The sequence below is a fragment of the Streptomyces sp. NPDC041970 genome, assembly GCF_055588985.1.
Window position 1 is genome coordinate 41,379 of the sequence record NZ_JBVJCD010000006.1, and the last position, 25,099, is coordinate 66,477.

The window sequence follows — 25,099 nt, forward strand, 5'->3', positions numbered from 1 at the left end:
GTGCACCGACGGCCCGTTCGCTGCGTCCTGCACCTGAAGCGGGACCACCCGATCGTCGACGACCACCGGGTGCACGGCGTCCGCACCCTGCCGGGCGTGACCCTCCTCGACGTGGTCTGCCGCCTGCTCGCCGCCCGCGGCATCCCGCCCGAGGAGAGCGAACTCAGCGACGTGCTGTTCGTCCGGCCGGTGGTGACCACGGACGCCTACGACCGCGAACTGGCCGTCGCGCTCGAACCGGAGGAGACCGGCTACCGGACCACGGTGACCAGCCGCCGCACGCACGACGGCGCCCCCCTCGACGACGCGGAGACCACCCACCTGCGGGCCACCCTGCGCACCGGCCTGCCCCCGCTCCACGGATCCCCCGAGCCGGTGGAGCCCGGCGCCCCGCGCGACGTCGGCGAGGTCTACGCGACCGGACGCGCGGCCGGCGTCGAGCACCGGGCGTTCATGCGCTGCACCGGCACCCTGGTGGCCACGGCCGAGCGGGTGCGGTCCACCCTCGCGCTGGGCGACGAGGCCAGGTCCGCGGTGGACGACTTCCTGCTGCACCCCGCCCTCCTCGACGGGGCGACCATGCAGGCGTACGCGCTCGCCTTCGACGGCTCCGACGCCGACGGACGCCCCCTCATCCCCCTGCACATCGCCTCCTTCCGCGCGTCCCGCACCCTGGGCGACACCTGCACCGTCGACCTGGCCCTGCGCCCCGCCACGGGCGACGACGTGGTGAAGGCCGACATCGACCTGTACGACGCGGCCGGGGAGGCCGCCGCCCGCTTCACCGGCCTGACGTTCAAGCGGGTCCGCTCCGCGGCGGCCATCACCCGGCTCACCGACGAGCAGCCGCCGGTGACGGCGACCGCCCCGGCGGGCCGCCCCGCCGGACGCGCGACCGGCGAACCGGCCGACCTGCGGGCCGAGATCGTCGAACTGGTCCGCCGGACCGCCGGCGACCCCGCACTGGCCGTGGACCCCGACCGCGCCTTCTACGACCTGGGGCTCGACTCCGCCCACCTCCTCGCCCTGGTGCGCACGTTGGAGGAGCGCTGGGACGTACGCCTATACCCGACCCTGCTGTTCGAGCACCCGACGGTCGACGCGGTGGCCGCCCACCTCCGGGAGATCCTGCCCGCGGGCCCGAGCCCCCGCCCGGCCGCCCCCCGCGACGCCCCTCCCGCCGCGACCCGCTGCCTCACCGGCGCCTGGCAGCCGGCCCCCCGGCCCGCCGCGCCCCCGCCCGCCGGCACGCTCCTGGTGATCGGCGACCTGCCGGTGCGGCCCGGGCAGACCACCGTGCGGCGGGGCCCCGCGTTCCGGCGGCTCGCGCACGACGCGTACGAGGCGCGCCCGCACGAGACCGGAGACCTGCGACTCCTTCTCGCCGACCTCGGCGCGCGACCCGCGGCCGTCGTGCACCTGGCGGAGAGCGGCGCGGACCTGCCCGACGCCGTTCGGACGGCCTGCTGCGAGGTGCTGGCCCTGGCACGGGTCCTCGCGGACGACCCGGCCCCGCTCGTGCACGCCGGACCGCCGCCCGTCGCCGCCGCGGTGGCCGGGCTCGCCCGCACGGTGCGCCTGGAGCAGCCGAGCCTGGCGATCACGGCCGTCGAGTGCGACGGCGCCCCCGAGGCCGGGGCACTGCTCGCGGAGTGCGCCGACCCGGCCGAGCCGTGGGTCCGGCACGCCCCGGAGGGCCGCCTGGTCCGCCGCTACCGCGAGGCCGTACTCCCCGCCCCGGTCCCGATCCGCCGGGGCGGCGTCTACCTGGTCACCGGAGGGGCGGGCGGCCTCGGCCGCGGGATCGCCGCCCGGCTGGCCGAGCGGGGCGCCACGGCCGTGTCGGCAGGACGCACACCGGACCCCGGACCGATGGCCGGACCGTACGCGCGCGCCGACGTGACCGTACGGGCCGAGGTGGAGGCCCTGGTCGCGCGGGTCGTCGAACGGCACGGCCGGCTCGACGGGGTCGTGCACGCCGCCGGAGTCCTGCGCGACGGCCTCTTCCGGACGAAGTCCGCCGAGGACCTGTCGGCGGTCCTGGCGCCCAAGGTGCGCGGCACGGTCCTGCTCGACGAGGCGACCCGCCACCTGGACCTCGACTTCTTCGCGGTGTTCTCCTCGGTCACCGGCGTCGCCGGCAACGCCGGGCAGAGCGACTACGCGGCCGCCAACGCCTTCGTGGACGCCTACGCCCGCCGGCGCGGACTGCTCTCCCTCGCCTGGCCCCTGTGGGCCGAGGGCGGGATGCGCACGGACCCGGCGGCCGAGGCCCACTTCCACCGCCAGGGCCAGACCCCGCTGCCGACCGCCGAGGGCCTGGACGTCTTCGAACGGACGCTGGCCCTCACCGGCGCCGAGGTCGTCGTCCTGCACGGAGACCCCGACCGGGCCCGGCACGCACTCGGCCTCATGGCGGCGGACGCGCCCGTCGCCGCCGAGGCGGACCGCGCCGCGGACGCGTCCCACGCTCCGGACGCCCCCGGCGCCGTGGAGGCGGGCCGGGCGGCCGAAACACCCCGCGCCGCCCCCGCCCCCGAACCCTCCCCGTCCCGTCGCGGCCCGGCGCAGGGCCGTGCACAGGACATCGCCGTGATCGGCATGGCCGGCCGCTACCCCCTGGCCGACGACCTCGACCAGTTCTGGACCAACCTGCGGGCGGGCCGCGACTGCGTCACCGGGATACCGGCGGGGCGGTGGGCCGAGGAGGGGTTCTACGCGCCCCGGCGCGCACCGGGCCGCTCGTACAGCAAGTGGGGCGGATTCCTGGACGGCGTCGACGCGTTCGACCCCGCCTTCTTCCGCGTCACCCCGCGCGAGGCCGAGGCCATGGACCCGCAGGAGCGACTGTTCCTGCAGACCTCCTGGCACGCCCTGGAGGACGCCGGGCTGACCCGGTCCGATGTCGCCGGGCGGCCGGTGGGCGTCTTCGCCGGAGTGATGTTCACCCAGTACCAGATGCTCGGCCAGGGCGTGGAGGACCGGCTTCCGGTGCTGCCCACCTCCTTCTCCTCGGCGGTCGCGAACCGGGTCTCCCACTTCCTCGACCTGCGCGGCCCCAGCCTGGCCCTGGACACCATGTGCTCCTCCTCCCTGACCGCCCTGCACCTGGCCTGCGACAGCCTCCGCAACGGCGACAGCGAGACCGCGCTGGCCGGCGGCGTCAACGTGATCGTCCACCCGTACAAGTACCTCCACCTCAGCCAGGTCGGCTTCGTCTCCGCCGACGGCCGCTGCCGGGCCTTCGGCGCGGACGCCGACGGCTACGTGCCCGGCGAGGGCGTCGGGGTCGCCGTCCTCAAACCGCTTCACCGGGCCCTGGAGGACGGCGACCGCGTCCTCGGTGTGATCAAGGGCAGCGCGGTCAACCACGGCGGGCGCGCGGGGGGCTTCTACGTCCCGAACCCCACCGCGCAGTCCGACGTGGTCGGACGGGCACTGGAGCGGGCCGACGTCGACCCCGCCTCGATCGGCTACGTCGAGGCGCACGGGACGGGCACCGCGCTCGGCGACCCCGTGGAGATCGCCGCCCTCACCCGCGCCTACGGCGGCGCGCGCCGCGCGCTGGGATCGGTCAAGTCCAACATCGGGCACCTCGAACCGGCCGCGGGCATCGCCTCCCTGACGAAGGTGCTGCTGCAACTGCGCCACCGCACCCTCGTCCCCTCCCTGCACGCCGACCCCGCCAACCCGGACATCGACTGGACCGCCACGGGGCTCAGCGTCCAGCGCGAGAACGCCCCCTGGCCGCCCGGAGCCGACGCCCCCCGCCGCGCAGGCATCAGCGCGTTCGGCGCGGGCGGGGCCAACGCCCACGTCATCGTCGAGGAGTACGACCGCCCGGCGGTCCCCGACGCCCCCGCGGCCGGGCCGCAGGTCGTGACCCTGTCCGCCCGCACCCCGCAGGCGCTGCGCGAACTGGCCGAGCGCTACGCGCGGTTGCCCGCGGGGGACCCGGTCGCGGAGCTGGCCGCCCTGGCCGGGCTCCCCGACGCCGACCCGCACGCCGGACTCGACGAACTCGGGCTCGACGCGGACGGCCTGCGCAAGCTGAACCGCGCGCTCGCCGCACGCTTCCCCGACGCCGCGCCCCACGTCGACGCCCGGTCCACGCTCGCCTCCCTCGCCGAGGCCCTGCCCGCGGGCTCCGGGCCGGACGCCCCCTTCGCGGACCTCGCGTACACCACGCAGACCGGCAGGGAGCCGATGGCCGAGCGCCTCGCCGTGGTCGCCTCCGACCTGGAGGAACTGCGCCGCGCCCTGCGCGCCTTCCTCGCGGGCGACCCCGCCCCCGCCGCCCACCGGGGCACGGCGGCGCACCCCTCGGCCACCGCCGTGCGCACCACCGACCCCCACGAGCTGGCCCGCGCCTGGGCGGACGGCGCCGCCCCCGACTGGCACGCCCTGCACCGAGGCCGTGATGCCCGCAAAGTGGCCCTGCCGCTCTACCCGTTCGCCCGCGTGCGGTGCTGGGTCGACGTCCCGCCGCCGGTGGGACCCGCGCACCGGGGCGAGCCCGCGACCGCCGGGGAGCCCGTGTCGCCGCAGGCGTCCGCCCCGGCCGCGCACCCGCCCGCCCCCGTCGACGTCCCCGTCTGGGAACCGGCCCCGCGGCTCACGCCGCCGGACCCGGCGGCGGGCCCGGTGCTCGTCCTGCACGCGGCCGACCGCGCCGATCTCGCCGCCCGGCTCGCCACCCGCCACCCGCGGGCGGTCCTCGCCCGCCTGGGCGAGCCGGTCGACCTCACCCCGCGCCTGGTGTACGTCCTGACCGGCCGCACCCCGCCCGCCCCCACCGAGGCCGAACGGGTCGCGCGTGCCGAGGCGGACGGGGTGAAAACGCTGCTGCGGTACGCCCGCCAGTGGTCCGGCGTACGGGAGCTGGACTGGACGGTCGTCACCAGCGGGGCCGCCGCCCCGCCCGGCCGCCGGGTCACCGACCCGTACGCGGCCGGGGTCGCGGGCTTCGCACGGGTCCTGGAGAACGAACACACCGGTTGGTCGGTCGCCGTCCTCGACCTCGACCCGGACCACGAGTCGGCCGACCTCCTCTCCCCGGCCCCCCGCGGCACACGGGCCGCCTTCACCGGGACCGTCCGCCACACCCAGGTCCTGCGGCCCGCCCCGGCCGCCACCGGCCCCGTGCCGCTGCGCCGGGGCGGCACGTACGTCATCGTCGGGGGAGGCGGGGGCATCGGCTCGGCCCTGGCCCGCCGCCTGGTCGCCGACCTGGACGCCCGCGTCGTCCTCGTCGGCCGCCGCGAGTCGCCCGGTTGCGAACTCGCCGCCGGGGTCCGCTACCTGAGCGCGGACGCGACCGACGCCCGCGCTCTGGCCGCCCTCCTCGACGACGTCGGCCCGGTGCACGGCGTCGTGCACGCCGCCCTGGTCCAGCGCGACCGGCTGGTCCGCAACCTCACCGACGAGGACCTGGCCCGGAGCCTGGCCGCCAAGTCCGGCGTCGCGGCGGCCCTGGCCGACGCCCTGCGCGGCCGCCGCCCCGACTTCCTGGTCTTCTTCTCCTCCACCCAGTCCTTCACCGGCGACCCCGGTCTGGCGAACTACGCCGCCGGCTCCACCTTCCTGGACGCCTATGCCCACGCCCTCGACGCTCGGCTGCCCTACCCGGTGCGCACCGTCGACTGGGGCTTCTGGGGCACGGTCGGCGCGGTCGCCGACGACGCCAACCGGGCGCGCCTGACCGCGGCCGGCTTCCACTCCCTCACCCCCGAGACCGGCTTCGCCGCCCTCGCCGTCGCCCTGGGCGGCCCGGACCCCCAGACGGTCGTCGCACCCGGCACCGCGCACCTGCGCGCACGGATCGGGGCGGCGGACCCCGCGCCGCGCGCCACGTCCGTGCCGCCGACCGCCCCCGTGCCGCGCGCCACGACCGACCCGCTGCCGCCGACCGCCGACGACGCCCCCGCGCCCGATCGGCTCGACGCCGCCGGCCTCCAGGTGGTGGACGAGTTCCACGCCCTCGACCGGCTCATGACGGAGCACGCCTCCCGCGCCCTCCTGGTCCTCCTCGACGACCTCGGCGCGTGGCGGGGACCGGACCCGGACGCCGACGAGATCGCCCGCCGCATCGGGCTCACCCCCCGCTACGACCGCCTGCTGCGCACCCTGCTGGACGTGCTCCGCCGGCTCGGGCTGACCGAGGTCCGCGGCGGACGCCACCTCCCCGCCCCGGACGCACTGGCCGAGGCGCGCGCCGGGGGGCACCTGGACCGGCTCGGGGAACTCGCCGGAGCGCACCCGCGGGCCGAGGTCTTCGTCCGGCTGCTGGCCCTGTGCCTGGAGCACTACCCCCGGCTGCTGCGCGGCGAACTCCTCGCCACCGACCTGCTGTTCCCCGCGTCGGGCACCTCCCTCATGGAGCGCGTCTACCGGTCCAACGCCATCAGCGACCTCTACAACGGCCTGCTCACCCAACGCCTCCTCGACCACGTGCGCCGCCGCCTCGCCGACCCGCGGGGCGAGCGGACCGTCCGGGTCCTCGAGGTCGGGGCGGGCACCGGCGGCACCTCCGCCGGTCTGCTGGACGCCCTGGACCCGTACGGCGAGCGGGTGGAGTACTGGTACACCGACCTCTCGGCCGCCTTCCTCGCCCACGGCAGGCGGACGTTCGGCGCGCGGCACCCCTTCGTGCGCTTCCGACGCCTCGACCTGGACGCCGACCCCGTCGCCCAGGGGTTCCCCGCCGGCGGCTTCGACCTCGTGGTCGGCGCCAACGTCCTGCACGCCGCCCCGGACCTGGAACGCGCCGTGCGGCACCTGCGCACGGTCCTCCGCCACGGGGGCGAACTCCTGCTGAACGAGCTGACCACCGTCACCCTGCCGGCCACGGTCACCTACGGGCTCTTCGACGGCTGGTGGGCCCACGCCGACACCGACCGGCGCCTGCCCGGATCACCCCTGCTGGACGTGCCCGGCTGGAACCGGCTGCTCACCGACGCGGGCTTCGCCGCGGTGGCCGCCCTGCCCGCTCCCGACGAGACCACCCGCAACTTCCAGCACGTCGTCGCGGCCACCGCCGCGGCCGCAGACCCCGCCACGGACTTCGCCGCCGCGCTGGCGGCCCTGGCGTCGGACGCCTCCGGCATCCCGGCGGCCGACCTCGACCCCGACCGGCCGATCGGGGACTACGGCTTCGACTCCGTGAGCTACAGCCTGCTCGCGACCCGGCTGAACGAGGAGCTCGGCCTGGACGTGACCCCGGCCCTCTTCTACGAGACGCCCACCCTGCGCGCCCTGGCCGACCGGCTCCGACAGGAGGGCGCCGCCCCGCCTCCCGACCGCACGGAGCCCACCGCCCCCGGCCCCTCGGCCCAGGACGCGCCCCCGCCCGCCCCTCCCGAGCGCGCCACGCTTCCCGAGCGCGCCACGCCTCCCGAGGGCGTCGCCGTCGTCGGGATGAGCGGACGGATGCCCGCCAGCCGCGACCTGGACGCGTTCTGGCGGCACCTGGTGGCGGGCGACGACCTGGTGACCGAAGCGCCCGCCGACCGGTGGGACCCCGGCACGCTCCCCGCGGGGGTGCACGCCCGCCGCGGCGGTTTCGTCCACGACGTCGACCGGTTCGACCCCCTGTTCTTCGGCGTCTCACCGCACGAGGCCGACGGCATGGACCCGCAGCAGCGGCTGGCGTTGGAGGGCGTGTGGGCGGCGCTGGAGGACGCCGGACTCGCGCCGGGCGCGCTCGCGGGCACGGACGTCGGACTGTTCATCGGAGCCGGCTCGCACGACTACGACGAGGTGCGCCGGGCCGCCCGCGTGCCGGCCGACGCCCACGCGGCCACCGCCACCACCCACTCCATCCTCGTCAACCGGATCTCCTACCTGCTGGACCTGCGCGGCCCGAGCGAACCGGTCAACACCGGCTGCTCCAGCTCCCTGGTCGCCCTCCACCGGGCCGCCGAGTCCCTCCGCTCGGGCGAGTGCGACATCGCCGTCGCCGGCGGCGTCAACCTCGTCCTGACCCCCGGCGACCACCACCTGCTCAGCGCCACCGGAATGCTGAGCCCGACCGGGCGGTGCCGCAGCTTCGACGCCCGAGCCGACGGGTTCGTCCGCTCGGAGGGGTACGGCTTCGTCGTGCTGACCGGCGCGGACCGGGCCCGCCGCCACCGCGTCCGGGCCTGGCTGCGCGGCTCGGCCGTCAACCACGGCGGCCGCTCCCGTTCGCTGACCGCCCCCAACCCGGCCGCCCAGGCCGCCATGATCGCGACGGCGTACGAGCGCGCCGGGGTCGACCCGGCGGACGTCGGCCACATCGAGACCCACGGCACCGGCACCGAACTCGGCGACCCCGTCGAGGTCAACGGCCTGCGGCTCGCCTTCGACACGCTGCTGGACCGGCGGGGCGCCCCCCGCCCGACCGAGCCGTACTGCGGCCTCGGCGCGGTCAAGGCCAACATCGGCCACCTGGAGTCGGCGGCGGGCATCGCGGGAGTGCTCAAGACCCTGCTCGCCCTGGAACACGGCGTGCTGCCGCCGGTGGCCGGCCTCGACACGCCCAACCCCCATCTGCGCCTGGACGGCAGCCCGTTCCACCTGCTGCGCACGGCCCGCCCGTGGCCGCGCCCGGCCGGCCGGCGGCGGTGCGCCGGCGTCAGCTCCTTCGGCTACGGCGGCGTCAACGCGCACGTCGTGCTGGAGGAGGCCGGGCCCGCCCCGGCGGTCCCCCGGCCGACGGGCCCCTGGGTCTTCCCGCTCTCCGCGCGCACCCCGCAGGCCCTGCTCCGGTACGCCGCCGCACTGCGCGCCGCCGTGGACCGGGTCCCCGACCTGGCCGACATGGCGCACACGCTCCAGCACGGCCGGGACGCCATGGCCGAACGGCTCGCGGTGACCGCCGGTGACCGCGACACCCTCGCCGCCGCGCTGACCGCCGCCGCCGAGGGGGCCGACCACCCCGCCCTGGCGCGGGCCGGCGGTCCGGCTCCCGCCGACCGCTGGGTGTCGGGGGAGGACGTCGCGTGGCCGGAGGGCGGTGTGTTGATCCCCCTGCCCACCTACCCCTTCGAGCGCCGCCGGTGCTGGGTCGGTCCCGCGTCCGGGCCGGCGGCGGAGCCCGCGCCTTCCGGCTCCGTACCGGCGACGGAGCCCGCCACCGCCGGGCCGTCCGCGCGGTTCTCGCTGTCCGCCACCCGACCGGCGGCGGAGCCCGCGCCTCCGCCTCCCGCACCGGCGGCCGAGCCCGCGCCCCCCGCCCCGCCGGGGATGTACGCCCCGCGCTGGGAACCGGTCGCCGCCCCGGCCGGTCTCGGGGCGGTCGCCGGCCCCGTCTGGGTCCTCGGCCGCGCCCCCCGCCACCTCGCCGGGGCCGAGGTCCACCGCGTCGACGGCACAAGCCTGGACGCGCTGCCCACGCCCGGCGCGGTTCACGCCGAGGTCCAGGGGGGCGAGGCCGGGGTCCGGGCCCTCTTCCGCGTCGTCCGGCACCTCCAGGAGCGGCCCGGCGCGGCCGGTGAACTCGCGCTGACCGTCATCACCCGCGACGCGCTGGGCGTGCGCGGCGCGCCCGCCGACCCGTCCGCCGCCGGGGCGCTGGGCCTGGCCCGGTCACTGCGGCACGAGTGCGAGCGCTGGCGCGTCACCACCGTCGACACCGGCCCGGACGACCCCGCCGCCGTCCCCTTCACCGCCCCCGGCGACTACGCGCTGCGCGCGGGCGTCTGGCACCGGCAGGTCCTGCGGCCCCTGGACGCCGGTGGACCCGCCGCTCCCGTGTTCCGCGACGGCGGCACGTACGTCCTCGTCGGCGGGACCGGCGACGTGGGCCTGGACATGGCCGAACACCTCGTCCGGCGGCACCGGGCACGCACCGTCCTCGTCGGGCGGTCCGCACCGGACCCGGCCAGGGCCGCCCGGATCAGGGCCATCGATCCCTCGGGGGACCTGGTCCGGGTCGAGGCGGCCGACGCCGCCGACCCGGCCGCCCTGCGGGCCGTCCTGGACCGGGCGGGCGCCGTGCACGGGGTGGTGCACTCGGTGACCGTGCCGGGGGACCGGTCGCTCGCCGCCATGGACGAGGACTGGTTCGCCCGCGTCATGGCGGCGAAGAGCCGCACCACCGCGGCGCTCGCGGAGGCGCTGGGCGACCGGCGGCTGGACTTCCTCGCGGTGTTCTCGTCCGTCCAGTCCTTCCTCGGCAACCCCGGACAGGCCGCCTACGCCGCCGGGTGCACCGCCCAGGACGCCATCGGGCGGGACCTCGCCGCCCGGCTTCCCTACCCCGTGCGTGTCGTCAACTGGGGCGCCTGGTCCGGCTCCGCGCTCACCGAACGCCACCGCGACCGGCTGGCCGCCGCGGGCGTCCGTCCGCTCACCCCGCAGGCGGGGTTCGACGCGCTGGGCCAGGTGCTCGGCCGACAGGAGGTTCAGGTGGCAGTGGTCTCGGGCACGGACGACTTCCTCGCCCGCATCGGCGCGGCGACCGGAGGCGCGGAGCCCGAACCCGCCCCCGGCGCAGGGGCGGGCGGGGAATGGCGCGCGGCCGCCGCGGACGAACTGCTGGCCCTGGTGCGCCAGGTGGCCGGGGTCCGGCCGGGCGAGCTGGCGCCGGACGAGCAGCTCAGCCGCTACGGCTTCGACTCGATCATGTACACGAGACTGAGCCACCGGGTGAACGCGCTCTGGGACCTCGACCTGACCCCGGCCTCGTTCTTCGGAGCGGCCACCGCGCACGACCTCGTCGAGCGCGTCCTGCGCGGGCACGGGCCCGCCCTCGCGGCCCGCCTGACCGCCCCCGCCCCGGCGCCGGTCGCCGCCGCGTCGCCGTCCGCCCCCGTGCCGTCGCCCGCCTCCGCCCCCGCCGCGTCGCCGTCCGCCCCCGCGCCGCACGGCGGCGAACCCGTCGCCGTCGCGATCGTCGGCATGGCCGGCCTGCTGCCCGGCTCCGACGACCTCGACGAGTTCTGGCAGCACCTGGCCGCGGGCGACGACCTGGTGGGGGAGATCCCGGCCGACCGCTGGGACTGGCGCCGGCTGTACGGGGACCCGGAGCCCGGCGCGTTCCGGACCCGAGCGAAGCACGGCGGGTTCCTGCGGCGGGTCGACCTGTTCGACCCGCGGTTCTTCGGCATCTCGCCCCGCGAGGCCGTGGCGATGGACCCGCAGCACCGGCTCTTCCTGGAGGCGTCCTGGGCCGCGATCGAGAACGCCGGCATCGCGCCGTCCTCCCTGTCAGGCACGGACACGGGCGTCTTCGTCGGCAGCAGCACCTACGACTACTTCGAGCTCCAGCACGCCCTCGGCGTCCCGCAGGACGGCTACGGCACGGTGGGCAGGGCGCACGCCCTCCTCTCCAACCGGCTCTCCTACCTGCTGGACCTGCACGGCCCCAGCGAGACCACCGACACCGCCTGCTCCTCCTCCCTGGTCGCCGTCCACCGCGCCGCGGAGGCGATACGGGCGGGCGACTGCGACGTCGCCCTGGCCGGCGGCGTCAACGTCATCGCCTCGCCGACGCTGTACGTGGACATGAGCCAGGCCGACATGCTGAGCCCGGAAGGCCGCTGCCGCACCTTCGACGCCCGCGCCGACGGCATCGCCCGCGCCGAGGGCGTCGGCGTCGTGGTCCTCAAACGCCTCGACGCCGCGATCGCCGAGGGCGACGTCATCCACGCCGTCCTGCGGGGCAGCGCCGTCAACCACGGCGGCCGCACCCACTCGCTGACCGCGCCCAACCCGGACGCGCAGGCCGCCTGCATCGTCACGGCGCACCGCCGCGCCGCGGTGGACCCGGCGACCGTCACGTACGTCGAGACGCACGGCACCGGCACCGAACTGGGCGACCCCGTCGAGGTCGAGGGACTCACCACGGCGTTCGCGCGGCTGTACGAGGAGCACGGCGCCGCCCCCGCGGGGCAGCGCGTCGTCCTGGGCGCGGTGAAGACCAACACCGGCCACCTGGAGGCGGCGGCCGGCGTCACCGGGCTGATCAAGGTCCTGCTGGCCCTGCGGCACCGGGAGATCCCGGACAACCTGCACCTGGACACGCCCAACCCCCATCTGCGCCTGGAGGGCGGTCCGTTCCGGCTGCCGAACGGACGCGAACCGTGGCGGCGGGTCCGCGCGGCCGACGGGACCGAGGCGCCGCTGCGCGCAGCGGTCAGCTCCTTCGGCCTCGGCGGGGTCAACGCCCACGTGGTCGTGGAGGAGTACCGGGAGGAGCCCGCGCCCGGCCCGGCCGGCCCGTGGCTGTTCGTCCTGTCGGCCAAGGACCCCGACCGGCTGCGCGACCAGGCGCGCAGGCTCGCCGCATGGCTCCCCGCCCACGGCGACATCGACGGCGCGGCCCTCGCCCACACCCTGCAGGCCGGACGGGACGCGTTCGCCGAACGCCTCGCCGTCGTCGCCGGCTCGGCGGGCGCGCTGGCGGAGGCCCTGGAGACCTGGCTGGCCGGCGGGACCGCGCCCGATGCGTTCAGCGGTGACGGGAGGGACGCCACCACCGCCCTGCTCCTGGACGGCCCCGAGGGGCGCGGCTACCTGCGGGCCGTGGTGGACGCCGGCCGCCTCGACAAGATCGCCCGGCTCTGGGTCGGCGGCGCGCCCGTCGACTGGTCCTCGTTGTGGCCCGGCGGAACGCCCCGGCGGGTGCCCGCCCCGACCTACGCCTTCGCGCGGGAGAGCTACTGGCTGACCCCCGGCGAGCGGTTCGACGCCGTCCAGGCCGACGAGGCGGGACTCCTCCCCGGCGGCGGGCCCGACCCCGGCGCGGACGGCGGCACAGGGCTCGACGGCGCCGTGCACGAGGAGCGGGAGCACACCGCGCCCGGCCCGGCGCGGGAGGCCGCCGCCCCGCCCGCCGTGCCGGGACCCGAGGACGGGCCGCCGTCGGACGCGCCCGACGGCGACCCCGAGGCCGCCGTCCGCGACCGGGTGCGCGGGCTCGTCGCCGCCCACCTGGGGATGCGGCCGGAGCGGCTGCCCGCCGACCGGCTGCTGTCCGACGCCGGCGTCGACTCCCTGGGCCTGCGCCGGCTCAGCCGCCATCTCGGCGCGGCCTACGGAGTGGACATCCCGACCCGGATGTTCAGCGTCGCCCAGTCGGTACGGTCGCTGGCGCACGCGGTGTTCACGGCGTACGGCCCCCTGCCGGCCGCCCCGCCGGACACGCCCGGCCCACGCCCGGCGGACGGAACGGGCCCGGCGGACGGGCCGGAGGCCGCCGGCGCGGAGCTCGCGCCCCCCGCCGAGCGGACCGCGACCCCGCCGCCCCCGGACGGCATCGCCGCCCTCCTCGCGGGCCTGCGCGACGGCAGCCTCCGCGTGGAGGACGCGCTGGCCGCGCTGAAGGGAGGGGTCGCCCGATGAGCGAGGACGGCGACCTGCGCGCGCTGCTGGAGGCGATCGCCGCCGGCCAGGTGCCCGACGAGACCGCCGAGCCGCTGCTGCGCGCGCTGGCGGCGGCCCCGGAGACCGCCGCCCCCGTGCCCTGCGGCCCGTACCCCCTCAGCCGGGGCCAGGCCGCGCTGTGGGCCATCCACGCCGACGACCCGCGAGCCGTGTCGTACAACCTGCCGCTGGGCCTGTGGCTGGGGCACGGCATCGATCCGGACCGGCTCGCCGAGGCGCTGGCCGCCGTCGTGCGACGCCGACCGCAGTTGCGCGTCGCCCTCCGCCTGACGGACGAAGGGCCGGTGCAGGAGGTGACCGACCGGCCCCCGGAGGTGGTCCGGCTCGACCTCGGCCACGTCACCGACGGCGAGTTCGCCGTCCGGGTCCGCGACCTGGTGCGCCGCCCCTTCGACCTCGAACACGACCCGCTGCACCGCATGTGGCTGATCACCGCGCCGGACGGCGGCACGCTCCTCCTCCTGGTCTTCCACCACCTGATCACCGACGGCGTCTCCAGCCACCTCCTGCTGCGCGACATCGTCGCCTGCCACGACGCGCTGGCCGCCGGCCACCCGCCACCGCCCCCGGAGGCCGCCGCCCCCTACGAGGAGTTCGTCCGGTGGCAGCGGGCGATGCTCGACGGCCCCGAGGCCGCCGAGCACCGCCGCTGGTGGAGCGACCGGCTGGCCGGCGCCTCCACCGCCCCGGTCCTGGACGCCCTGGCCGACCGCCCCCCGACCGGCCCCGCCGCGCACACCCGCGGCGAGACGGTCCGGCTGCGGCTGTCCGAGACCGCCTGGGACGCGGTCCGCGAGACCGCCCGCGCCGCCCGAGCCACCCCGTTCAGCGTGGTGTTCGCCGCCTTCGCCGCCCTGCTGCACCGGCACTCCGGCCACCGGGACATCAGCGTGATGGTGCCGACCGACGGCCGCCCCTCCCACCGCTTCGACCGCACCGTGGGCTACCTGATCAACCCGGTGGTCCTGCGCCTGGAGTGCACCCCCGACCTGCGGGCGGCGGACCTCGTGGCCACCGCCGGGGCGCGGATGGCGGAGGCCGAGGACCACGGCGCCTACCCGTTCGCCTCCGTCGTCGACGACCTGCGCCGGACGCCGGACGGCGAACCCGGCGGGCCGGGGCAGGACGCCGCGTTCGGCATCGGCTTCTACATGCAGCAGGGCGTCGGCGGCGACCAGGACATGGCCGCCGGCCAGACCGTCTTCCGGGACGCGCTCGACCTGACCCAGGAGGGCGAGAACCCCCTCGTCGTCGAGGTGGTCGTACGCGGCGGCGGCGCGCTGGTCTACGTCAAGTACGACCCGGAGCTGTTCGACCGGGCCACCGCGGAGCGGTTCGCCGACCACTACCGCCTGCTGCTGGACGCCTTCACGGCCGACCCGTCCCGCCGCCTCGGCGACATCCCCCTCGCCACCCCGGCCGAACACCGGCTCACCGAACGGGCCAACGCCACCGCGGCGCCCCGCCCCCACGACGTCACCGCGGCCGACCTCGTCCTCGCGCGGGCCCGCCGGGCCGGCGGGCGCACCGCCGTGATCGACGAGACGGAATCCGTCACCTACGGCGAACTCGCCCGGCGGACGCGGGCGCTCACCGGCCTCCTCATCGAGCACGGCGTGCGTCCGGGCGACCTGGTCGGCGTGCTGGCGGAGCGGCGCGCCGCCCTCGTCGTCGCCCTGCTCGCCGTACAGGCCGCGGGGGCCGCCTACGTGCCGCTCGACCCCGACTTCCCCGCCGCCCGGCTCGCCCACATCGCCGGCGACGCGGACCTCGCGGCCGTGGTCGTCGACCCCGGCCTGACCGACCGGCTGCCCGCCGGGGCGCCGGGCGTCCGCATCCCGCTGACCGGCCTCGACGCCGCGACGCCGGCCGCCCCCGTCGCCCGCCGCGACACCGATCTCGCGTACGTCCTCTACACCTCCGGCTCGACGGGCGAACCCAAGGGCGTCGAGGTCACCCACGGGAACCTGGTCAACCTGCTCACCGCGACGGCGGTCCGTCCCGGCTGCGGGGAGGACGACACGCTGCTCGCGGTGACCACCGCCGGGTTCGACATCTCCGGCCTGGAACTGCTGCTGCCGCTCACCCGCGGCGCCACCGTCCGCATCGCCCCCACCAAGGTGACGCGCGACGCCTTCGCCCTCGCCGACCTCCTCGACGAGTCCGGGGCGACGATCGTCCAGGCCACGCCCGCCACCTGGCGGATGCTGCTGCACGCGGGCTGGGCCGGGCGGGTGCACCGGCTGCTGTGCGGCGGGGAGGCGCTCACCGGCGAACTGGCGGACCGGCTCCTGGACCGGTGCGGCGAACTGTGGAACATGTACGGCCCGACCGAGACGACCATCTGGTCCTCCGCGCAGCGCGTGCGCCGCGACCGGCCGGTCACGGTCGGGACCCCGCTCGCCAACACCGTCTTCCGCACCGTCGGCCCCGACCTGGCCCCGGTGCCGTTCGGCGCGGTCGGCGAACTCCTGATCGGCGGCGACGGCGTCGCCCGCGGCTACCGGGGCAGGCCGGACCTCACCGCCGACCGCTTCGTCCGCGACCCCCTCGGCGGCGGACGCCTCTACCGCACCGGCGACCTGGCCCGCTGGTCCGCCGACGGCGAGATGGTGCTGCTCGGCCGCGCCGACCGGCAGGTGAAGCTGCGCGGCCACCGCGTCGAACTAGGCGAGGTGGAGGCCGCCGTCCGGCGCTCCGGCGAGGTCGACGACGTCCGCGTGGTCGTCCGCGAGGACCTTCCCGGCCAACCGCGACTGGTGGCGTTCACGACGGCGGCCCCGGCCGCCGCGGCGGAGGCCGTGCGGCGCAGCCGGGCCTGGCTGCCCGGCCCCGTGGTCCCCTCGCGCGCCGTGGCCCTGGCACGGTTCCCGTTGACGCCCAACGCCAAGGTGGACGTGGGGCCCCTGACCACCCTTCCGCTCGACGAGATCCAGCGGCGCTACGGACGGCCGGACGGCGGCGGGCCCGCCGCCCGCACCGGCACGCACGGGGCCGCCGGGGGCCGGGGCGAGGGGGAGCGGGACCGGGCCCTGGCGCGGCTGCGGGAGGCCGCCGCGGAGGTCGCCGGGGTGGACGCGGCGGCGATCCCCGTCGACCGGCCGCTCGGGGAGGCCGGGTTCGACTCGATCGGCTTCACCCGGCTGGCCGTGGCCCTGCGGGAACGGTTCGCGATCACCGTACGGCCCACGGTCTTCTACTCCCACCCCGACCTCGCCTCGCTCGCCGCCCACCTGGGGCGCGAGCACCCCGACGCCCTCGCCGCGGCCACCGCGCACGGCCGCCCCCGGCCGACCGAGGGGGGCGGCGGCTACCCGCCGGTGGCCGTCGTCGGCATCGGCGCACGGCTGCCGGCCGCCGCGACCCTGGACGAGTTCTGGGCGCACCTCGCCGCCGGCCGCGACCTGACCCGGCCGTACCCGATGGAGCGCGGCTTCTCCGCCCAGGTGTTCCCGGAGGCGTTCCGGGGGTCCTTCGTCGAGGACGTGGACGCCTTCGACGCGCCGCTGTTCCGGATCTCGCCCCGCGAGGCCGCCCAGATGGACCCGCGCCAACGGCTGCTGCTGCACGCCGCGTACGACGCCGTGCTGGACTCCGGGCAGGTCCCGGCCGCGCTCACCGGCAGCGGCGCCGGCGTCTTCGTCGGGCTCAGCGGCGCGGACTACCTCAGCCTGCTCCCACCGGGCTCCCCGGAGGCGGGCGACCACTTCCTGCTCGGCAACGTCCCCTCGATCGCCGCCAACCGCATCTCCTACGCCTTCGACCTGCACGGGCCCAGCGCCGTCTTCGACACCGCCTGCTCCAGCTCCCTCGTCGCCGTCCACCGCGCCGCACGCGCCCTCCAGCACGGCGAATGCGACCTGGCCCTGGCCGGCGGGGCCAACCTGCTGCTCGCGCCGCACGGCTTCACCGGGCTGCGCCGCGCCGGGATGCTCAGCCCGGACGGCCGCTGCAAGACGTTCGACGAGCGCGCCGACGGCTACGGCCGGGGCGAGGGCGTGGTGCTGCTGGCGCTGAAACTCCTCGACCGCGCCCTGGCGGACGGCGACCCCGTGCACGGCGTGCTGATCGGTTCGGCCGAGAACCACGGCGGGCGCACCCACTCGCTCACCGTCCCCAGCCCGCGCGCACAGCGCGACGTCGTGCTCGCCGCGCACCGCGCCTCCGGGGCGGCGCCCGACACGATCGGCTACATCGAGGCGCACGGGACCGGGACGCCGCTCGGCGACCCGATCGAGATCGAGGCGTTGAAGGAGGCGTTCGGGCGACTGCACGCGGACTGGGACGTCCCGGTGACGCCCGGACGCACCGGCGTCGGGTCCGTCAAGACCAACATCGGCCACCTGGAGGCCGCCGCCGGCGTCGCGGGCCTCGTCACGGCGCTGCTGGCGATGCGGCACCGCACGCTGCCCGGCCTCGTGGGCCTGCGGACGCCCAACCCGATGATCGACCTCACCGGCAGCCCGTTCCGGCTCCAGACCGAGGCGCGGCGATGGGAGACGCCCGACGGCACGCCGGCCCGCGCCGGAGTCAGCTCGTTCGGCATGGGAGGCAGCAACGTGCACGTGGTCGTCGAAGAGGCGGGGAGGCGTTGATGAACGACAGCACCCAGGACACGGCGGCCCGGCTGGTCGTCCTCTCGGCGGACGGGCGCGCGGAGCTGGACCGCTACCGCGCGGATGTGGCGGACTGGCTGGACGCCCACCCCGCGGCCCCGCTCGACGGCGTCGTCCACACCCTCCAGGTCGGCCGCGAGCCCCTGCCAGAACGCCTCGCCCTTATCACCACCGGCCTCCCCGACCTGGCGGCCCGCCTGCGGGACCTGTCGGGAGCGGTGACCGGGTCGGCGTCCGACACGCCGTCGGCGGCCGACCGCGAGGAGGCCGCCGCCGACGAGGAGGCCGCCGGGCCGGCCGGCGCCGGGGAGCTGGCCCGCATCGCCCGCCACTGGACCACCGGCGCCACCGTGGCCTGGCCGGAGCTGCCCGGCGGCCGCCCGCCCCGACTCTCTCTGCCCCGCCCGCCCCGGCCCACCCGGCGGTACTGGCTCGCCCCGCCCGCCGCCCTGACCGGCGGGACGGCCGAACGGCTGCTCACCGGCGACGAGTTCTACCTGCGCGACCACGCCCTCGGCCCGGTCCGGCTCCTGCCGGCGGTCGCGGCGCTGGAGTTCGCGGTCGCCGCCGCCGAGGCGCTGGGCCACGGCCGGGCGACGGGCATCGACCACGTCCTGTGGGCCCGCCCCGTGACCGTCGAGACCGAACCGGTGCGCCTGCGCCTGCACCTGGCGCCCTCCGCCGACGGCGTCCCCTACGAGGTCCGCCGCACCGACGGCGCGGCCGAGGGCGTGCTCTGCTCCACCGGCACGCTCCGCTTCCACCCGTCCCCCCCGCCGCCGGGCGTCGACCTGGACGCCGTCCGCTCCCGGCTGCCCCGTACGGCGACGGCCGAGGAGTGCTACGCCCGGTTCGCCGCGCTCGGCGGCGGCTACGGGCCGAGCCTGCGCGGCCTGCGCTCGGTGCGCTCCGCACCGGGCGAGGCCCTCGCGCGGGTCGCCGTCCCGGCGGCGGCCGACCGCCCGTTCACCGACTTCACCCTGCACCCCTCCCTCCTCGACGCGATGCTCCAGGTCTGCCTGTGGACCGACGAGGACGTCTCGGCCCCGCGCGCCCGGCGGCTCCCGTTCTCCGTGGACGCGGTCGACCTGTTCGGCCCGCTGCCCGAACAGGGTTACGCCCACGCCGCCGCGACCCCTGCCGGCCACGACGTGTCCCTCACGGACGACGACGGCCACGTCCGCGTACGGCTGCGGGGCGTCGTCACCCGAGCGGTCGACGGCGGGGCCGGGCCCGGCCCCTCCCACCGGGCCCACCTGCTCGTCCAGCGGTGGCACGACGACCCGGCGGCGACCGGCGCCCGCCCCGCCCGGACGGTGCTGCTCGACGAGGGGCGGGACCGGACGCGGGAACCCGCCCTCCCCGACGCCGAGCGGGTGCCCGTGGACGCCGTCTTCCCCTGCGGTGACGAACTCACCGTCGTCCGCTCCGCGTTCGACACCGGCGACGCCCTGCCCGGACTGCTGCGCCTGTTCCGCGCCTGGGCCGCCCAGCCCGCCCGGCGACCGGTGCGGGTGCTGCACCTCTTCCGTCCGACGGGCGCGGCCGAGGACGCCCGCGTGTACGCCCTGGAAGGGTTCGGCCGCGCCCTCGCCCGCGAGCACCCGGAGTTCCGGGTGGCGGTGGTGGAGGCCGGAGCGGACGGCATCGCGGCCGCCGCGGCGAGCGAGGCCCGCGCCGCGCACGCCTTCCGCGTCCGCCATGGGCCCGAAGGCCGCCGGACGCCCCGCTGGGAGCCGGTGCACCCCGCCGCGGCCCCGCTCACACCGCACGGCACGGTCCTGGTCACCGGGGGCGCGGGGGTCCTGGGCCGCCACCTCGTCGCGCACCTCGGCGGCCCGGCCCGCTACGTGCTGACGGGCCGTTCGGCGCGGGCCGACCTCACCGAGCTGCGCGCGGCGGGGCTCGACGTCCACTACCTGCCCGCCGACCTGGGCGCCCCCGGCGCCGCGGCGGACCTCGTCGCACGCGTCCACGCCTCCTTCGGGCCGCTCCACGGCGTCCTGCACCTGGCCGGCACCACCCGTGACGCGCTGCTGGCCGACAAGAGCGACGACGACAGCGCGGCCGTGCTGCGGCCCAAGGTCGACGGCACCCTCGACCTCGACCGGGCCACCGCCGGCGACCCCCTCGACTTCTTCGTCGTCTTCTCCTCCCTGTCGGGGGCGGCGGGCAGCCCCGGACAGACCGACTACGCCTACGCCAACCGCTTCCTCGACGCGTTCGCGGCCTGGCGGCGCGGTGCGGACCGGCCCGGCCGGAGCCTGTCCGTGCTCTGGTCGCTGTGGGCCGAGGGCGGGATACCCGTCGACGCCGCCCGCACCGCCCGGGCGGCCCGAGGCCTCGGCCTCACGGCGATGGGGACGGCCGCCGCGCTCGACGCCTTCGACCGCGCGCTGGGCCACGACGGCGACCACGTCCTGGTGGCGCACGGCGACCTGCCACGGCTGCGGCAGCTCCTCGACGGCCCCGCGCCGGAGCCGTCGCGGGCTCCGGCCGACGCGGCGGAGGGCACAGCGCACGCGCCGCCGCCGGACGCGGAGGCCGCCGAGGACTTCCTGCGGGCGGTCCTCGCCCGCGTCCTGGAGCTGCCCGCCGAGGAGATCGGGCCGCAGACCCCCTTCGAACGGTTCGGCATCGACTCGCTCCTGGTCATGGATCTGACGCGCCGGCTGGAGGAGCACTTCGGGTCGCTGCCGAAGACCCTGTTCTTCGAGTACCAGGACCTGCGGGCGCTCACCGGCTGGTTCACCGAGCACCACGGTCCGCGCATCGCGCGACTCGCACCGCCCGCCGGGACGCCGACGCCCGCACCACCGGCCGCACCCGAGCCGAGCACACCCGAGCCCGCCCCGGCCGCCGCGACGCCGACCGCCCCCGAGCCGCCCGCGCCGAGCGCCGAGCCGACCCCGGCCGCGCCGCCGACGGCCACCGCCCCGTCGCCCGCGCCCTCCGGCCCCGCCGCCCCCTCGCCGGGGCCGATGCCCGTCGCCATCGTGGGCGTGGCCGCCCGCTTCGCCGAGTCGGACACCCTGGAGGAGTTCTGGGCGCACCTGCGGGCGGGCCGCGACCTGGTCACCGAGATCCCGGCGGACCGGTGGGACTGGCGGGCCTACGACGCGGCCACCCCCGCCGACCGGGCCGCCCGCTACAGCCGGTGGGGCAGCTTCCTGCGCGGCATCGACCTGTTCGACCCGCTGTTCTTCGGCGTGTCACCGCGCGAGGCGCAGATCATCGACCCGCAGGAGCGGCTGTTCCTCCAGACGGCCTGGCACGCCCTGGAGGACGCCGGCCGCACCCGCGCGGACCTGCGCCCGCACCGCGTCGGCGTGTACGTGGGCGCGATGTACGGGCTCTACCAGATGCACGAGGCCGAGGACGGCCGGATCGGGGCCTCCTCCCACGCCTCGATCGCCAACCGCGTCTCCTACACCCTGGGCCTGGACGGACCGAGCCTCGGCGTCGACACGATGTGCTCCTCGTCGCTGACCGCGATCCACCTGGCCGTACGCGACCTGCGCTCCGGCGACACCGACCTCGCCCTCGCGGGCGGCGTCAACCTCCACGTCCACCCGTACAAGTACCGCTTCCTCGGCCAGGGCGGCTTCACCTCCAGCGACGGCCGGTGCCGCAGCTTCGGCGCGGACGGCGACGGCTACGTCCCCGGCGAGGGCGTCGGCGCGGTGCTGCTGAGGCCGCTGGCCGACGCCGTACGCGACGGCGACCACATCCACGGCGTCATCCTCGGCACCAGCGTCAACCACGGCGGCCGCACCAACGGCTTCACCGTGCCCAACCCCGTCGCCCAGGGCGCACTGGTCGAACGGGCGCTGCGCGAGGCCGGCGTCGACCCCGCCTCGCTCGGCTACCTGGAGGCGCACGGGACCGGCACGGCTCTCGGCGACCCGATCGAGATCCGCGGCCTCGCACGGGCGTTGGGCGGTGCGGGCCTGCCGCCGCGCAGCCTGCCGATCGGCTCGGTCAAGTCCAACGTCGGACACCTGGAGTCCGCCTCGGGCATGGCCGGACTGTGCAAGGTCCTGCTGCAGATGAGGCACGGCGAACTCGCGCCGTCCCTGCACGCCGACCCGCCCAACCCCGACATCGACTTCGACGGGACCCCGCTGCGCGTGCAGCGCGACCTCGCCCCGTGGCCCCGGCGCGACGGCGCCCCCCGCCGGGCGGGCCTCAGCTCCTTCGGCGCGGGCGGGGCCAACGCCCACATCGTGGTGGAGGAGTACACGGGCGGGCCGACGCGGGGCGAGCGGACCGGGCCCTGGCTCTTCCCGCTCTCCGCCCGGACGCCCGACCGGCTGCCGCTGCTCGCCGCCCGGTTGGCGGACGCCCTGGAGACCGCGCCGCACCCGCCCCTGGCGGACGTGGCGTTCACCCTCCAGCACGGGCGCGAGGCGTGGGCGGACCGCATGGTCGTCCAGGCCGCCACGCGCACCGAACTGCTCGCCCGGCTGCGCGGCGGAGACCCGGCGGGCGTCTGGACCGGCAGCGCCCGCGGGCGCGGCGCGTCCCGCCCAGCGCCCGCCGCCACCGACCCGGCCGAAGCGGCCGCCGCCTGGGCCGCCGGAGCCTCCGTCGCGTGGCCCGAGACGGACGGACGGCGCGTCCCCCTGCCGGGATACCCCTTCGAGGAGCTCCGCTGCTGGCTCACCGACACCCTCTGGTCGCCGCCCTCGCCGCCCTCGCCGCCCTCGCCGCCCTCGCCGCCCAAGCCGCCTGCCGCGTGGGCCGGGCACCCCCTGCTCGACGCCCTCGACCCGGACGGCAGCCTCGACGGCCCGGTCTTCCGCACCGCCTTCGGGCCCGAACACCCCCTCATCGACGGCCACCGCGTCGGCGAGGTCAGACTGCTCCCCGCCGCCGCCGTCCTCGCGATGGCGCACGCGGCCGCCGAGGCCGCCGGGGCGGGGGAGCGGTTCCGCCTCACCGCCGTACGCTGGCTGCGACCCCTCACCGTGGCCGGAGCCGAGCGCACGGCCGTGACCCGGCTGCGCCGCACGGACGCCGGGCTGGCCTTCGACCTGTGCGACGGCGACGGCGAACTCCTCGCCGAAGGGCGGCTGGAGCCCTGGACCGACCCTGCGCCGGCCGCCCTTCCCCTCGACGACCTCCTCGCCCGTCTGCCCCACCGGCACGAGGGCGACGGCCTCTACGCCGACCTCACCGCCGCGGGACTCGTCTACGGCCCCGCCCTGCGGGCCGTCGCCTGGGTCGCCGCCGGCCGGGGCGAGGCGCTGGCCCGGATACGGGTCCCGGCGCAGGCCGCCCGCTTCACCGGCTGCACCCTGCACCCCGCCGTCGTCGACGGGGCCCTGCACGCCTTCGCCGTCCTGCGGGACCGCACCGCCGGCCCCGCGATGGCGCCCTTCGCCCTGGCCGCCGCCGAGGTGCTGTCCCCGGTGACCGAGGACGGCTACGCCCATGTCACCACTGCGGGCCCCGACCGCTACGACCTCACCCTGGCCGACACCACCGGCCGGGTCACCGTACGGCTGCGCGACCTGAGCCTGCGGCCGGCGCCGGGCACGCTCCCACCGGCCGTCGCGGCGACCGGCGGGGCTGCGGCGGACACCGGTGGCGCGGTGGCGGACGGCCTCATGTACGTCCCGCGCTGGTCCGCGCTGCCCGAACCGGAACCGGCCCCTCTGGACGGCACGACCTGGATCGTGCGCGGCACGGAGTCGGCCGACCTCGCCGCCGTCCTCGCGGCCCGGTCGCGCGGCCCCGTCGTGGAACTGGAACCCGGCCGGGCCGCCGACGCCCCCGGCCGCCCCGACCACATCGTGCTGCTCGGCCCCCGCGCCGGGGCGCCCACCGACGACGTCGACGCGCTCGAAGCGGCCCAGGAGCGGGGCGTGCTGACCCTGTTCCGGCTCGCCAAGGCCCGGCAGCGGCACGGTTCCGCCCTCCGCCTCACCGTCGTCACCGAGGACGCGCTCACCACGTCCGGCGAACCGGTCGGCAACCCGTACGCGGCGGGCCTGCACGGCCTCGCCCTCTCGCTCGCCCAGGAGCACCCGCGCTGGCGGGTGGCCGTCGTCGACCGCACCAGCGCCGACCCGCCCTCCGCGGCCGTCCTCGACGTCCCCGCCGGCGGCCCGTACGCGCTGCGCGGCACGGCGCTCCTGCGGCGGCGGCTCGTCCCGGTCGCCGCCGCACCGCCGCGGGAGGCGATCCGGCACGGCGGCGTCTACCTGATCGTCGGCGGGGCCGGCGGCATCGGCCTGGAGACCGCCGCCTGGCTCGTCGACCGCTACCGGGCCACGGTCGTCCTGCTCGGCCGAGGCGAACTGGACGCCGACCGGCGCGAGCGGCTGCGCGCCATCGACCCGACCGGGACCCTGGTGCACTACCGCAGGGCCGACGCGAGGGACCCGGCGGCGCTGCGCGAGGCGGTCCGCGCGGTGCGCGCGGACCACGGCGCGCTGCACGGCGTCCTCCACGCGACGATCGTCCTGCACGACCGGACCGTTGCGACCATGACGGAGGACGCCTTCCGCACGGTCCTCGACGCCAAGTCCCGCACCTCCGTCGCCCTGCACGCGGCGCTCGCCGACGCCGCCGGGCTCGACTTCGTCCTGTTCCTCTCCTCCGCCGTGTCCCTGTCCGGCAGCGCCGGGCAGGGCAACTACGCCGCCGGGTCGACCTTCCAGGACGCCTACGCCCACCATCTCGACGGCCGACTGGACGCCAGGGTCGCCGTGATCAACTGGGGTTACTGGGGGACCGTCGGCATCGTCGCGGACGAACGCCACCGCGCCCGGCTCGCGGCCACCGGCATCCACTCGATCACCCCGCGCGAGGGCATGGCCGCCGTGCACGCCGTCCTGGGCCGCCCGGACCGCCAGGTCGTCGTCGTCAAGGCCGACGGGCCCGCGCTCGCCGCCGTCGGCGCGGAGCCGCACGGCGGGGCGGACGGCGCGCCCGCGGGCGAGGACCCCGCCGACGACCCCGCGCTGGTGCCCGCACTCGCGGCGCTGCCCCCGGTCGCCCGGCTGCTCAGCGAGGCCGACGACCGCCGCCTGACCGAGATCCTGCACGGCTGGCTGTGGAAGCTGTTCCGGCACGAGCGCGTGTTCCTCAGCCCCGCCGAGCGGTGG

General features: G+C 77.6%; 3 protein-coding genes (1 of these 3 running past the window's edge). All 3 read left to right on the forward strand.

From position 1 onward, the window contains the following. Tightly spaced (each overlapping or abutting the next), the 3 genes in view from ACZ6EJ_RS05445 to ACZ6EJ_RS05455 form a layout consistent with a single transcriptional unit that may run on beyond the window. Positions 1 to 13,326 (forward strand): SDR family NAD(P)-dependent oxidoreductase, encoded by a 13,326-nt coding sequence (locus ACZ6EJ_RS05445; protein ID WP_469264812.1) that lies wholly within the window; start codon positions 1 to 3, stop codon positions 13,324 to 13,326. Beyond that, complete coding sequence (locus tag ACZ6EJ_RS05450) at positions 13,323 to 17,963, forward strand: amino acid adenylation domain-containing protein (RefSeq protein ID WP_469264813.1); 4,641 nt, start codon at positions 13,323 to 13,325, stop codon at positions 17,961 to 17,963. The genes ACZ6EJ_RS05445 and ACZ6EJ_RS05450 overlap by 4 nt, the downstream gene beginning before the upstream one ends. Continuing rightward, on the forward strand, positions 17,963 to 25,099 hold the start of the coding sequence (locus tag ACZ6EJ_RS05455; protein WP_469264814.1) for an SDR family NAD(P)-dependent oxidoreductase. 12,558 nt of this gene lie beyond the right edge of the window; the window shows 7,137 of its 19,695 coding nt (coding positions 1-7,137); the start codon lies at positions 17,963 to 17,965; its stop codon lies off the right edge, out of view. Before ACZ6EJ_RS05450 ends, ACZ6EJ_RS05455 begins: the two co-directional genes overlap by 1 nt.

What these genes read in the sequence shown, in the direction of transcription:
- ACZ6EJ_RS05450 (WP_469264813.1), top strand. Translation starts at nt 13,323, where the DNA reads ATGAGCGAGGACGGCGACCTGCGCGCGCTGCTGGAGGCGATCGCCGCC.